Consider the following 14,204-nt stretch of genomic DNA (forward strand, 5'->3'; position numbering starts at 1 on the left):
TTAAATAATTATAATGGCAGAAAGCATATACGAAGAAAAGAAAAGTGGTTTTGGAAAAATTATTTTTTGGGCACTTTTAATCATTTTGCTGGTTGGTGGTATTTTTACCTGGTACAAATATTTTTTTGTTTTTGGTGAAGGTGTAAAATCTGGGCAATTGAATTATGTCGTTAGAAAAGGAAATGTTTTTAAAACTTATGAAGGAAAATTAATCCAACAAGGTTTTGGAAGTACGGGAAAAACTGGTGCTTTAACGAGTTATGAATTTGAATTTTCAATAGATGACGATGCCGTTTTTAAACAAATGGAAGCCAACAGTGGAAAGAGTTTTGATTTGCATTACAAAGAATACCACGGTACAATCCCATGGCGTGGAAACACAGTTTATATCGTAGATAAAGTGATCGATATGAAGTAAATATCAAATCCTTTCAATATATTTGAAAGGATTTTTTAATTTTAATTTTAAACATTTATTATGAAATATATTTTATTCTTTTTTCTCTTAAATGGAACTTTAATTTTTGCTCAAAAAAATATGGAATTTACCGATGAAGTTGCAATCAAATTGGCTGAAAAACCTTTGAAATGCATCAATCAACAATATCCAAACAAAACCGCGCATGTCATTAATAATGCTGAAGAAGCAACATTGACACCCGCTGATTTACATCCCGCTTTTTATGGCTGTCTAGATTGGCATTCATCTGTTCATGGACATTGGATGTTAGTGCGGATTCTTAAAAGCAAACCAAATCTTCAAAAATCTGACGAAATCACTGCCATTTTAGACGCTTCATTTCAAGCGGATAAAATGAAAAAAGAAGCCGATTATTTTACAAAATACGAGGTGGCTCAAAATTTTGAAAGAACTTACGGCTGGGCGTGGATCTTACAATTAGACAAAGAATTAGCAACTTGGGATAATCCAAAAGCAAAGATTTGGCACAAAAATTTAAAGCCGTTAACGGACGAAATTTTGCGACTTTGGAAAGATTATCTGCCCAAACAAACTTATCCCAACAGAACCGGCGTTCATCCAAATACGGCTTTCGCCATGTCATTTGCGTTGGATTGGGCCAGAGCAAATGGTGACAAGAGTTTTGAAAATATGTTGATAGAAAAATCTAAATATTTTTATTTAAAAGATCAAAATACACCTGCTTATTTGGAACCTGATGGAAGCGATTTTTTCTCGCCCAGTTTAGAGATTGCAGATTTAATGCGTAGAATTCTGCCGCAGAAAGAATTTGTAAATTGGATCAATCATTTTTATGATAAAAGAAGCCTTGAAAACATTTCTAAAATCCCTGTGATAAGTGATATTAATGATTTTCAAACTGTGCATTTAGTTGGTTTGTCTTTTACAAAAGCCTGGTGTATGAAAGGAATCGCAAATGCGTTACCTAAAAATCATCCACTGAAAAAGAAATTTACAGAAACGGCAAATGTTTTTCTTAAAAATGCGTTGCCTTTAGTTTTCGAAGGAAATTATGGTGGTGATCATTGGTTGGCAAGTTTTGCAGTTTATGCGCTGTCGCAGGAATAGATTAATTTTCTTTAAATTTTATATTTTCGCAGATTTTAGGGATTATGCAGATTTTTACAATAATTTAATCTGCAAAATCTGCGAGAAAAAAATCAGTATTTCAATCCGTGCAATTCTGTGAAATCCGTTCGCTAAAAAACTAAATCTTCTCAAAATTATCCGCATTTCGAAACTCACTTATAAAGTGTAATTTCACATTCGGAAATTTTTCCTGCGTCATGTGAATGGTGAAAGAAGAATCTGCTAAAAACACCAGTTGATTGAATTTATCTCTTGCCATAAATCTTTGTTTTAACCTTGCAAATTCTTTAAACTCGTCAGATTTTTCATCGGCTTCTATCCAACACGCTTTGTGAATGGAAAGTGGTTCATAAGAACATTTTGCGCCATATTCGTGCTCTAATCTGTACTGAATTACTTCATATTGCAGCGCACCGACTGTTCCAATTATCTTACGATTATTCATTTCCATAGTGAATAATTGTGCCACACCTTCGTCCATTAATTGATCAATTCCTTTGGCTAATTGTTTGGCTTTCAATGGATCAGAATTATTGATATATCTAAAATGTTCTGGTGAAAAGTTCGGAATTCCTTTAAAATTAATTTTTTCGCCACTCGTTAAAGTATCGCCAATTCTGAAATTTCCTGTATCATGAAGCCCCACAATATCGCCGGGAAAACTTTCTTCCACGACTTCTTTTTTATCGGCGAAAAATGCGTTCGGTGAAGAAAATTTTAATTTTTTACCGTCACGAACTAATAAATAATTTTCATTTCTTTTAAAAGTCCCAGAAACAATTTTCACGAAAGCCAATCGATCTCTGTGCTTCGGATCCATATTCGCGTGAATTTTAAAAACAAAACCGGTGAAATCTTCTTCATTTGGTTTTACCAAACGGCGGTCAGAATTTTTCGGTTGCGGTTCCGGTGCAATTTCTATAAAAGCATCTAATAATTCGCGAACGCCGAAATTATTTAAAGCCGAACCAAAAAAGACAGGTTGAAGCTCGCCTGCCAGATATTCTTCTCTGTTAAAGGGCGGATAAACTTCCTGAATTAATTCTAATTCTTCACGTAAATTTTCTGCGGCTTTTTTACCAACTAAATCGTCGATACTTTCATCATTAATATCATCAAACTTTATAGTTTCACTTATTCTTTGCTTTTTTTCCTCTAAAAATAATTGAATATTATTTTCCCAAATATTATAAATTCCCTGAAAACTTTCGCCCATTCCAATTGGCAAAGAAAGGGGACAAGTGCGTAATCCAAGTTTCTGTTCCACTTCATCCAATAAATCAAAGGCGTCTTTTCCTTCTCTGTCTAATTTATTGATGAAAACTAACATCGGAATATTTCGCATTCTACAAACCTGAACTAATTTTTCAGTCTGTTCTTCCACACCTTTTGCCACATCAATTACGACAATTACGGAATCTACAGCCGTTAAAGTTCGGTAAGTATCTTCTGCAAAATCTTTGTGACCAGGCGTATCAAGAATATTTATTTTATGATTTTTGTATTCAAAAGCCAATACGGAAGTTGCCACGGAAATCCCCCTTTGGCGCTCAATTTCCATAAAATCTGAAGTCGCACCTTTCTTAATTTTATTAGATTTAACTGCCCCTGCTTCCTGAATAGCACCACCGAAAAGCAATAATTTTTCTGTCAATGTAGTTTTACCAGCATCTGGGTGAGAAATAATGCCGAAAGTTTTTCTTTTATTGATTTCTTGTTGTAAAGACATTTGTTAGATTTTAAATTTTAGATTTTGAATTATAAATTTTGAAATTCAAATCTTTGTAAATTTTTAAACATTTTTTTGTTTAAAAATTTACAATTGCAAAAATCGTTATTTTTATTGACAATGAAAAGCATAGACGTTACGGATTGTAGAATTGCTTTATCTTTGCTAAAAATTAATGATTGGGAACTGTTAAAAAATTTGATTATACAATTGGTTGGGGGCAAATAGCGATTTTATTTGGAGGTTATTTTGCCGCACAATTCGTTCTCGCAATTATATTGGGTGTTTACAAGTTCGTTTTAGGTCAAGATATTGCATCATCTTCAGGATTTTTGCTCATAGCTTATGTATTAAGTTTAGGCTTGCCAATCTTATTTTTTGATTTATTTGTAACCCGACCAAGAGGATTTAAATTAAATTTTAACTTCACTTCAAAACCATTCTTAACATACGTCTTAATTTTTATGATGATGTTTGGGATGATGTTGATTTCCGAATTTTTGACCAATTTAATTCCGACAACAGGTCCAGTTTTTGGTTGGTTGTACCTGCAATTTATGGAACAGATGAATTCTATTTCAATTGATCACGCAGCAATGTTAATAATGGTTGCTGTTTTTGCGCCGCTTTTAGAAGAAATTTTATTTCGTGGCATTATTTTAAAAGCAATGCTGAACAAAGGAATAAGCCCAAAGAAAGCCATATTTTTTTCTGCTTTAATATTTGGTGCGGTTCATGGATATCCTTGGCAATTTGTGGGTGCATTTTTGCTAGGTCTAGTTCTAGGATTGGTTTATTGGAAAACAAAATCTTTGTTAATGTCTATTTTACTACATTCTTTTAATAATTTTATTGCGGCGATGTTAATAATCTTTACAAAAGATGAAAGTTTTAAAACAGTTTTAAATCAGCCGGAAATTTATATTTTAATAGTAGGTTTAGTACTATTCGGTATTTCATATTATTTTTTCATGCATCGGAATAAAGTGATTTACCAAGAAAATTAATTTTAAAAAAACTCAATGGAACTTTTAGTTGCAACACATAATCTTCATAAGAAAGAAGAAATTCAACAGATTTTGGGAACAGAATATCTGATTACCACTTTAACTGATTATGATCTGAATAATGAGATCGTGGAAGACGGAAAAACTTTTCAGGAAAATGCTTTAATTAAGGCAAAATATTGTTTTGAAAAAACCGGTAAGTCAAGCCTAGGAGATGATTCTGGACTAGTTGTAGAAGCCTTAGATGGGAGACCTGGAATTTTATCTGCACGTTATGCTGGCAATCACGATTTTAAAAAAAATATTGCCAAAGTTCTAGAAGAAATGAAAGATGAACCAAACAGAAAAGCCTATTTTATCACGATGCTTTGCTTTAAAGATGAACAGGGAGATCACTTTTTTGAAGGCCGGGTTTACGGAAATATTACTGATAAACGTTTTGGTGAAGATGGTTTTGGATACGATCCGATCTTTACGCCGGAAGATAGCAACCAAACTTTCGCCGAAATGCAGGTGGAAGAAAAAAATAAAATCAGCCACAGAAAATTGGCGTTAGATCAGTTTATTAAGTTTTTAAATAGTGGCAGTCAGTTATAATTTGTAAATCAAAACATTAAACAACTATTTTGAGTTCTTACCTTACTATTCTCGGTTTTAATTCCGCTATTCCAACAGTAAACTCTTCCCCAACAGCGCAGTTTTTGGAAATGGAAGAACGCCATTTTCTTATTGATTGCGGTGAAGGAACACAGGTTCAGTTGCGGAAAGCGAAAGCAAAATTTTCTAAAATAAATCATATTTTTATTTCGCATCTTCATGGCGACCACTGTTTTGGTTTGCCAGGATTAATTGCCTCTTTCAGGCTTTTAGGTAGAGATAAACCTTTGCATATTTATGGACCGGAAGGCATTAAAGAAATGCTGGAAACGATTTTTAGAATCACTGAAACTTATCGTGGTTTTGAATTGATCTACCACGAATTAAATAAAAAATATTCTGAAAAAATATATGAAGATAATCGGGTAGAAGTTTTTACAATTCCTTTAAACCACCGCATTTATTGCAATGGTTATTTATTTAAAGAAAAGGAAAAAGAACGACATCTTAATATGGAAGAAATTTCAAAATACCCAGAAATTGAAACCTGCGATTATCAAAATATTAAAAGCGGCAGAGATTTTGAGTTATCTAGCGGTTATATTTTAAAAAACGATCGATTAACAACAAATCCATTGCCACCAATAACCTATGCGTTTTGTAGTGACACAAGATATCTGGAGGATATTATTCCCCTAATAGAAAATGTAAATGTCCTTTACCACGAATCTACTTTCTTGCATGATTTGAAAGAAATGGCAGATTATACAGGGCATACAACAGCTCTAGAAGCGGCAAAAATTGCAAAAAAAGCCAATGTTAAGAAATTAATTTTAGGTCATTTTTCTAATCGTTATGTGGATTTAAGTGTTTTCACGGAAGAAGCGCGCACAATTTTCCCAGAAAGTTATTTGCCAAAAGCGTTGGAAAGTATAAAACTGGAATGAAAAAAAGCAAAGTAAATTTGGATGAGGTTTTTTTACTTTTAAATGAGAAAGCCGAGCAATATAACCATCCAAATTTTATAGAACTAGATCCAATAAGTATTCCGCACCGTTTTTCTTTAAAACAGGACATTGAAATCTCTGGATTTCTAACCGCGACAATCTCTTGGGGAAACAGAAAAGCCATTTTAAATTCAGCAAAAAAGATGTTGGATTTTATGGATAATTCGCCATTTGATTTTATTCAGAATTTCACCGAAAAAGATTTGAGACAAATAGAAAATAAAGCACTTCACCGAACTTTTAGCGGAGATGATTTTGCTTATTTCTTAAGAAGTTTAAAAAGAATTTACAGCAATTTTGAAAGTCTGGAAAAGATTTTTCTTTTACAGGGAAATGAAACTAATTTTTACCACGCTTTAGGGAGATTTCGAACCTGTTTCTTAAATGAAATTCCAGGAAGATCAGCCAAACATGTCAGCTCAACTTATAAAAATTCCGCCGCAAAGCGATTGATTATGTATTTGCGTTGGATGGTTCGCGATGACAAAAAAGGCGTTGATTTTGGCATCTGGAAAAATATTAATCCTCAATATTTATCAATTCCGTTAGACGTTCATACCGCAAATATTTCGCGCGAATTGGGTTTATTAAAACGCACTCAAAACGATTGGAAATCGGTAGAAGAATTAGATGTAATGATCAGAAAATTCAACCCAGAAGATCCTGCAGTTTATGATTTCGCATTGTTCGGAATGGGCGTGAACAAAGATTTTTAGTCAGGTTTTTAGGTTGTATTTTTAGTTTATAATTCATTAAAAACGACTGATTTACTTAAGAATTTTGTTTTTTTAAATTATCATTTTTTCCAGAAAAAAAAATATCTTTACGTGATGAAAAAAAACCAAAAATCTGCTGCGGTAGGTTTTATATTTATCACCATTTTGATAGATATTACTGGCTGGGGAATTGTAATTCCTGTCGTTCCTAAATTGATACAGGAACTGCTACACGCTGATATAAGTGTGGCGTCGCAATATGGTGGATGGTTGAGTTTTTCATATGCTTTTATGCAATTTATATTCGCCTCTGTTTTGGGTGGTTTGAGCGATAAATTCGGACGAAGACCTGTAATTTTATTTTCACTTTTAGGCTTTGCATTTAATTTTTTTATGCAAGCCTGGGCTCCAACAATTATGTGGTTATTCGTTGGTCGCTTACTTTCAGGCGTTACCGGCGCAAGTATTACAACTGCTAGCGCCTATATCGCTGATGTTTCTACGGATGAAAATCGCTCGAAAAATTTCGGATTAATTGGTGCTGCTTTTGGACTTGGATTTATAATCGGTCCAGTTCTCGGCGGGCTTCTTGGTCAGTTTGGTTCTCGAGTTCCATTTATTGCGGCAGGAATCTTATGTTTGGTTAATTTTCTTTACGGCTATTTTGTTCTTCCAGAAAGTTTGCCAAAAGATCAGCGGAGAGATTTCTCGATAAAAAGAGCAAATCCCGTTGGTTCTTTACTTCGATTAAAAAAGTATCCAAAAATATTAGGATTAATTGTGGCACTTATTTTAGTTTACATTGGTGGTCATGCAGTGCAAACAAACTGGACCTATTTTACCATGTATAAGTTTAATTGGACATCAAAAACTGTCGGTTTGTCGCTAGGAGTCGTGGGAATTATTACAGCCTTAGTTCAGGGGGTTTTGATAAGATACATTCATCCGAAAATAGGAAATCAAAAAAGTATTTATTACGGTTTAATGCTGTATTCATTGGGTATGATGTTATTCGCTTTTGCCACTCAGAGTTGGATGATGTTTGCTTTTTTAATTCCTTATGGTTTGGGCGGAATTGCCGGACCAGCCATACAAAGTGTAATTTCTGCGCAAGTTCCCAAAAATGAGCAGGGTGAATTGCAGGGCGCTTTGGCAAGTTTAGTAAGTCTGACCGCCATTATTGGGCCACCTTTAATGACAAACACTTTTTTCTTTTTTACGCATGATGAAGCACCTTTTACTTTTGCGGGCGCACCTTTTTTTCTTGCTTCGATTTTAATGGGAATTGCCGCAATTGTGGCTTACCGGGTATTTACAACTGAGAAATTAAAAAAGGAAAGTGATGTAATTACGGAATAGCATTTCGCAGTTTAAAATTCTTCCCGTGAGAAAAGCGATAAACTAACTTCTAGTCCCGATTGCAGTGAAAATCCTTTTTTTTCTCGTGCATTTGACGAAAAAAAAGATTGCAACGGAAAGCGGGTACAAATTTTGGAAAGGCTAAACTTGTGAAACTTCTAACAATTTATAAATCTTAAAGCGTAGAAATGCCGTAAATATATAAATATTTCTTAAAATGAATTTTTCAATTAAAATGTTTCGTAATTTAGCCAAATGGATTTGAGTGAAATGCTGGTAATTGCCCTAGTAATCGTCGTATTATTTGGACCAGATAAAATACCGGAAATTGCCCGTGGATTGGGACAAGGTGTACGCAAAATGCGTGGCGCGATGGAAGATATTAAAACCGATATAATGAAGGAAACGGATAATCCGGTTTCTGATATTAAACGGGAAATTGATAGAATCCGTTCTGAAGCAAGTGAGTTTAATCCGATGGCTGATATTAAAAAGGATATGATGGATAAGCCGACTTCCCAAGGTTTAATAGACGAGCCAAAACCTGTCCAATTAATTGAAGATGAGACGCACGAAGGTCCGGTAAGTCGATAAAATAGATGGAAGAATTTATTGCCAAAGACCAGCAACTTTTGCTTTATCTCAATGGTTTAGGTAGTAAGAGTTTTGATCCTTTCTGGATTTTAATGTCTGATAAATTTGTCTGGATTCCGCTTTACATTATATTTCTTTATTTACTTTATAAAAATTACAAATTACGTAATTTCATTTTTATTCTTGTTTTCATTGGCATTGGAATCACAATTTCTGATCAATTAGCGAATATTTTTAAAAACGATGTTTTGAGGTTAAGACCTTGTCACACACCTTATTTACAAGCTAAAATGCGATTAGTAACCTGCGGTGGACAGTATGGCTTTTATTCTTCGCACGCTTCCAACATGTTTTTTCTGGCTACTTTTCTTTCTTCACTTTTAGGAAAAAAATATAAATTTTTCACGATTTCAATTTTCATCTGGGCCATTGTAATTTCTTATAGCAGAATTTATTTAGGTGTTCATTTTCCTTTTGATGTTCTATACGGAAACTTAATTGGATTTCTTTTGGGCGGTTTGTTTTCAGTTCTTGCAAAGCGAACGATTAGAATGAAAGCAGATTCAAAATATTTGAATTTATAAAGGATTGAAGAAAATCAGGTGTTGGCTATTAAGTAACGCCAATTTCGTTTTAATTAATCATTATGATATGGTTTCCCTTGTAGTATTGATGATGCGCGGTAAATCTGTTCAATAAAAAATAAGCGGATCATCTGATGTGTGAAAGTCATTTTTGAAAGTGATATCTTTTCAGTTGCTTTTGCATAAATCTCTTCTGAAAAACCGTAAGCACCACCAATCAAAAAGCAGATCCTTTTCACTGAACTACTTATATAAAAGTCCATTTTTTCTGAAAATTCCCGACTTGTATATTGTTTTCCCTTTTCATCTAAAAGAATTATTAAATCTGATCCTTCAAGTTGACTTTGAAACAGTTTAGCTTCCTCTCTTTTAATTAAATCTGGAGTCAAATTTTTTGCATTTTTAACATCAGGCAAGATTGTAGTTTCAAAATTCCAATGTTTTGGCAAACGCTGAATATAGTAGGAGAGCAGGCGGGAAATTTCTTTATCGTCAGTTTTACCAATGCACATTAAATTGATTCTCATTTGTTATCTTTGTTTTACAAATTTAAATTAATGGGCTTAAAATCGCCTCTCTTTATAAAAAAAATTCATACTTATTTCGACGGAATTCACATTCCGTTTTTAGGCATCTCTCTATGGAAAATGTTTGAGATATACGGAAAAGGGATTTTCAGAATTCAACTTGGTAGGCAAGCTGCGAGTATCTCATGGAGTTTTTTCTTGAGTCTTTTTCCACTTTTACTTTTTATGCTTTCGCTTTTGCCCTATTTGCCACATTATGATAAGTTACAATTTTACGTTTTTGAAATTTTAATGCGAAATATTTTTCCAGCACATATGCAAAATGATGTTTCAGATTACATCCAGCATTCCATAATTCCGAATTTAAAGAATTTTAGTAATATAACCATAATTTTCGCCTTGGTTTTTGCGACAAACGGTGCACATTCCCTTATAAATGGTTTTAATTTAAATACAGAATTAAAGAGAACTTTCATAAAGGAATATTTGGTTTCATTTGCCATTACGATAGCTTTTATTGCAGTTATTATGCTTTCACTTTTAGGTATTTATTACAGTGAGGTGGTTTTAAAATTGTTTACGCCACAATATAATATCAGTTGGTTTGTTGATAATCTCTCTAAAATAATCGGTTATATTTCATTTCCATTTTTTTATTTTATTTTGCTTATGTTCTTTTACTGGGTAGGCTGTTTAAAAATCACGACGATGAAACAAGCTATTCCGGGGGCTATTTTCACGACTGTTCTGTTTGTAATTATAACTTTTATTTTTGCCTTCTACGTCAAAAGATTTGCCCGATATAATGTGCTTTATGGCTCAATTGGCTCTATTATTTTAGTGATGGCATGGATTAATTTAAATATCATTTTAGTACTCCTTGGTAATGAGTTAAATATCGCAATAAAAAAAGTGCGCGTAGAGAAAATAATGTCTGAAGAAATTGGCACTTTTGATGATAATTATGTAAGTTCACATCTTCCAGATTCTCCACAAGAAGAGGAAACTCATAATATTGTTTGGCGAGATAAAATCTAAAATCTGTTTTTACATTCCTCTCTGTATTCGGACAAAATAATCTTTTTACGTCTGGAATATTTTAAAAGTAAAAATCCTGCAAATCCTGAAATTAATGAGGCTGCTAAAATTGCAAATTTCGCTTCATCCTGTAAATCTGTATGCCCTTTAAAACTTAAAAGAGCAATAAATATAGACATTGTGAAACCGATTCCTGCTAATAAACCAACGCCAATCATCTGAATCCACGTGCTTTTATAGGGTAATTCACTAAAGCTTAATTTTATAGCGAGCCAGGAAAACAAATTGATTCCTATAATTTTCCCCAGAACTAAACCAAGTATTATTCCTGCGCCAAAACTAGTGAAAAGACCGTCGATCATTCCTGTGTGAAATGTGATATCTGTATTAGTTAAAGCAAAAATTGGCATTATAAAAAAACTAACAGGAATGTGAAGTTTTGATTCTAATTTTTCTAAAGGTGAGGGAATGTCTTTATTAATATTGGTAGGAATTGTAAATGCTAAAATAACACCTGCGATTGTTGCGTGAATACCGGAATGAATCATAAAATACCAGAGAAAAATACCTGGAACTAAGTAGAAATAATAATTTTTAAAATTGAGAAAATTGAATAAAATTAAAATTCCGATAATAATTAAACAAATTCCTAAATAGGTCCAATGAAGTGAATCCGTGTAAAAAAAGGCGATAATCAAAATGGCACCTAAATCATCCACAATTGCTAAGGCCGCCAGAAATATTTTTATGGAGGAAGGAACAGCTTTTCCAAGCATCCCAACAATAGCCAAGGAAAATGCAATGTCAGTCGCCATCGGAATTGCCCATCCTTTTGCGTAGGGCGTTCCGTGATTAAAAAGTAAATAAATTAAGGCGGGGATTATCATTCCACCGATTGCCGCAAATATTGGTAAAGAGGCACTTTTAATTGTTGAAAGTTCGCCTTCTACAACTTCTCTTTTTATCTCTAAACCAACTAAGAGGAAAAAAACAGCCATTAAACCATCATTTATCCAGTGACTTACGGAAAAATTTAAATCGATGGATTCAAAACCAATATAAGAATGTAACAAACTATTAAATCCTTCTGCTGCGGAGGAATTTGCGATAAACAAAGAAATGATGACGCACATAATTAACAAAATACCGGAGGTCTCGCTGCTTTGAAAAAAATTCTTAAAATATTTGGTTAATGCCATATTTGGTTTTTAGTTTTGGTTATTAGTTATTAAACTTTAGTTTTTTTTTCGGAATTTGCGCTTTCGATTTACATTCTTTTTACTTTATTAACCCCATTAATACTTTTTAATTGTTTAAAACTTTCTTCTAACTGTATTTTATTTCGAACTTCTAAAGTGATCGTTCCTCTAAAAATCCCGTCGTTAGATTCGATAGTCATACTTTTCATATCTATATTCATCCCATTGCTGATAACAGCTGTAATATCATTGATCATTCCTATTCTGTCAAGCCCTTCAATTTCTACTTTTATTCTATTTTTAAATCGCTCCTCATTAACCCATTTCGCGGGCATTACGCGGTAATCATAATTTGCGCGCAAATTTATGGCATTCGGACATTGATCATTATGAATTTTTATTCCATCTGAAATCGTAATAAATCCAAACATCTTATCACCCGGAATTACAGTGCAACATTTTGCAAAAGAATAATTCAGTTTTTCTTCATCTTTACCAAAAACAATTAGATCTAAATCGGATTGTGGCGTTTCTTGAAACTCAACACTTTTATTGGTAGATTTTTTAAAACGGCTGATAAAATTGCTGATCAATCCCTTACTCTCTGTGAATCTTTTAATATCAGAAGTATCTAAAGTTCCATTTTGAAAGGAAATAAATAAGTCCTGAGAGGTTTTTAGGTTAAAAAATTTCTGAAGTTTATTAATCTCCTCATCATTAAAATTAATTTTCGCGTGCCGCATTTTACGCTGTAAAGTTTCTTTTCCTTCTTCAACTAAATGTGTTTTTTCAGAATTTAAAATCGCTTTTATTTTTGATTTTGCTTTTGAAGTGACTACAAAATCCAGCCAGTCTAATTTTGGCTTTTGATTCTGCGAAGACAAAATATCGATTTGATCGCCGTTCTGCAAAGTATAACTTATCGGTACCAATTTGCCATTAACTTTTGCGCCTAGACATTTCATCCCTAAATCTGAATGGACAGAAAAAGCAAAATCTAAAGCGGTAGAACCAACTGGTAGAATTTTTATTTCACCCTTTGGGGTAAAAACGAAAACCTCTTTGCTATACAGATTTAGCTTTACATTGTCTAAAAGTTCCGTCGTCGTAAGTGCTTGCTGATTTTCCAAAACATCTCTGATCTCAGAAACCCAATTTTCAATATTTCGCTCGTCAGAATTTTGTTTGTAACCTTCTTTATATTTATAATGTGCAGCAACACCTTTTTCTGCAATATCGTCCATTCTTTCACTACGGATCTGCACTTCTATCCATTTTTTATCCGGTCCTAAAACTGTCAGATGTAAACTTTCATAACCTGTTGAACGAGGCTGTGAAATCCAATCACGCATTCTTTGCGGATTGCTGTGGTATAAATCTGTTACGATAGAATATATTTTCCAGGCAATAAATTTCTCATTTTTAGAATCTGATTTATAGATAATGCGGATTGCGTAATTGTCATACACTTCTTCAAAACTTACGTTTTGCTTCTGCATTTTCCGATATATAGAACTGATGGCCTTTACTCTGCCTTTTATCGTGAAATTTAGATGTTCCGCTTCTAATTGCTCAGAGACCTCGTTTTTAAATTCATCAACATATTTCCTTCTATTTTCTTCTGCAATTTCCAGTTTGCCGGCAATTTCATTAAAAACATCAGGATTATTATATTTTAGAGAAAGATCTTCAAGTTCAGATTTAATCACGTAAAGACCTAGTCTGTGGGCTAGAGGGGCATAAATATAAACGGTTTCACTTGCTATCTTGCGCTGTTTAGACGGCGCCATGCTGTCAAGTGTACGCATGTTGTGAAGTCTGTCTGCAATTTTAATTAAAATAACTCGAAAATCTTCGGATAATGTTAAAAGTAATTTGCGGTAATTTTCAGATTGAACTGATATATTTTGATGGTTCATCACAGAAATTTTGGTCAAACCATTTACAATCTCTGCGATTTTTTCCCCGAAAATCTTTTTTAAATCATCATAGGTATATTCTGAATCTTCAACAACATCATGAAGTAATGCGCATGAAATGGAAGTTGCACCTAAACCAATTTCGTTAGCAACAATTTTTGCCACATCAATCGGGTGATAAATGTACGGTTCGCCACTTTTGCGGCGTTGGTCTTTATGAGCATCTAGGGCAATGTCAAAAGCTTTCCTGATGAGTTTATTATTTTCCTCATCTAAAGTTCTGTAAGTGTTAGAAATTAAATCTTTATAACGTGCAAGAATTTCTTTATTTTCCTGTTCTAAATCATACGGCATATTC

The 14,204-nt window shown here is 33.3% G+C and carries 14 protein-coding genes; 10 read left to right on the forward strand and 4 right to left on the reverse strand.

What is annotated here, in order from left to right:
- Window positions 1-13 precede the first annotated feature (13 nt).
- Together ACVBED_RS00695 and ACVBED_RS00700 are read left to right on the forward strand one after the other, a co-directional pair.
- The gene (locus tag ACVBED_RS00695) at window positions 14-418 is read left to right on the forward strand and encodes a hypothetical protein (protein WP_447120677.1); all 405 of its coding nucleotides are present in this window, start codon (window positions 14-16) and stop codon (window positions 416-418) included.
- A gap of 60 nt (window positions 419-478) precedes the next feature.
- Entirely contained in the window at window positions 479-1,549 is a 1,071-nt protein-coding gene (locus ACVBED_RS00700) for a DUF2891 domain-containing protein (RefSeq protein ID WP_473094335.1), read from the forward strand.
- 139 nt (window positions 1,550-1,688) lie between these two features.
- Here ACVBED_RS00700 and ACVBED_RS00705 read toward each other — a convergent pair whose 3' ends face one another.
- On the reverse strand, window positions 1,689-3,299 hold the full coding sequence (locus tag ACVBED_RS00705; RefSeq protein ID WP_473094336.1) for a peptide chain release factor 3: 1,611 nt from the start codon (window positions 3,297-3,299) through the stop codon (window positions 1,689-1,691).
- A 179-nt stretch (window positions 3,300-3,478) separates the two neighbouring features.
- Here ACVBED_RS00705 and ACVBED_RS00710 point away from each other — a divergent pair, with 179 nt between their 5' ends.
- The 7 genes from ACVBED_RS00710 (at window position 3,479) to ACVBED_RS00740 (ending at window position 9,163) form a co-directional block, all read left to right on the forward strand.
- Window positions 3,479-4,306, forward strand: a complete 828-nt coding sequence (locus ACVBED_RS00710; protein WP_447120679.1) for a CPBP family intramembrane glutamic endopeptidase — start codon at window positions 3,479-3,481, stop codon at window positions 4,304-4,306.
- Window positions 4,307-4,321: 15 nt separating this feature from the next.
- Window positions 4,322-4,903, forward strand: coding sequence for an RdgB/HAM1 family non-canonical purine NTP pyrophosphatase (gene rdgB, locus ACVBED_RS00715; protein WP_447120680.1), 582 nt, complete (start codon window positions 4,322-4,324; stop codon window positions 4,901-4,903).
- 29 nt (window positions 4,904-4,932) lie between these two features.
- Window positions 4,933-5,850 (forward strand): ribonuclease Z, encoded by a 918-nt coding sequence (locus tag ACVBED_RS00720; RefSeq protein ID WP_447120681.1) that lies wholly within the window; start codon window positions 4,933-4,935, stop codon window positions 5,848-5,850.
- Window positions 5,847-6,626 carry a TIGR02757 family protein gene (locus ACVBED_RS00725; RefSeq protein WP_473094337.1) on the forward strand — a complete coding sequence of 260 codons (780 nt, stop codon included), beginning with the start codon at window positions 5,847-5,849 and terminating at the stop codon, window positions 6,624-6,626. Before ACVBED_RS00720 ends, ACVBED_RS00725 begins: the two co-directional genes overlap by 4 nt.
- A gap of 114 nt (window positions 6,627-6,740) precedes the next feature.
- Window positions 6,741-7,985, forward strand: a complete 1,245-nt coding sequence (locus tag ACVBED_RS00730) for a TCR/Tet family MFS transporter (protein WP_473094338.1) — start codon at window positions 6,741-6,743, stop codon at window positions 7,983-7,985.
- Window positions 7,986-8,240: 255 nt separating this feature from the next.
- Entirely contained in the window at window positions 8,241-8,579 is a 339-nt protein-coding gene (locus ACVBED_RS00735; protein ID WP_447120683.1) for a Sec-independent protein translocase subunit TatA/TatB, read from the forward strand.
- Between the two features lie 5 nt (window positions 8,580-8,584).
- On the forward strand, window positions 8,585-9,163 hold the full coding sequence (locus ACVBED_RS00740) for a phosphatase PAP2 family protein (protein ID WP_447120684.1): 579 nt from the start codon (window positions 8,585-8,587) through the stop codon (window positions 9,161-9,163).
- A gap of 53 nt (window positions 9,164-9,216) precedes the next feature.
- Here ACVBED_RS00740 and ACVBED_RS00745 read toward each other — a convergent pair whose 3' ends face one another.
- Window positions 9,217-9,690, reverse strand: coding sequence for a 23S rRNA (pseudouridine(1915)-N(3))-methyltransferase RlmH (locus ACVBED_RS00745; RefSeq protein WP_473094339.1), 474 nt, complete (start codon window positions 9,688-9,690; stop codon window positions 9,217-9,219).
- 30 nt (window positions 9,691-9,720) lie between these two features.
- On the opposite strand from ACVBED_RS00745, the gene ACVBED_RS00750 reads away from it, so the two are divergent.
- Complete coding sequence (locus ACVBED_RS00750; protein ID WP_473094340.1) at window positions 9,721-10,728, forward strand: YihY/virulence factor BrkB family protein; 1,008 nt, start codon at window positions 9,721-9,723, stop codon at window positions 10,726-10,728.
- Here the strand turns inward: ACVBED_RS00750 and nhaA are convergent.
- Together nhaA and ACVBED_RS00760 are read right to left on the reverse strand one after the other, a co-directional pair.
- Entirely contained in the window at window positions 10,725-11,927 is a 1,203-nt protein-coding gene (nhaA, locus tag ACVBED_RS00755; protein ID WP_473094341.1) for a Na+/H+ antiporter NhaA, read from the reverse strand. The two genes, ACVBED_RS00750 and nhaA, sit on opposite strands and share 4 nt — an antisense overlap.
- Window positions 11,928-11,995: 68 nt before the next feature.
- Window positions 11,996-14,200 carry a RelA/SpoT family protein gene (locus ACVBED_RS00760; protein WP_473094342.1) on the reverse strand — a complete coding sequence of 735 codons (2,205 nt, stop codon included), beginning with the start codon at window positions 14,198-14,200 and terminating at the stop codon, window positions 11,996-11,998.
- Window positions 14,201-14,204: the final 4 nt, after the last annotated feature.

The organism is Halpernia sp. GG3 (assembly GCF_052976925.2).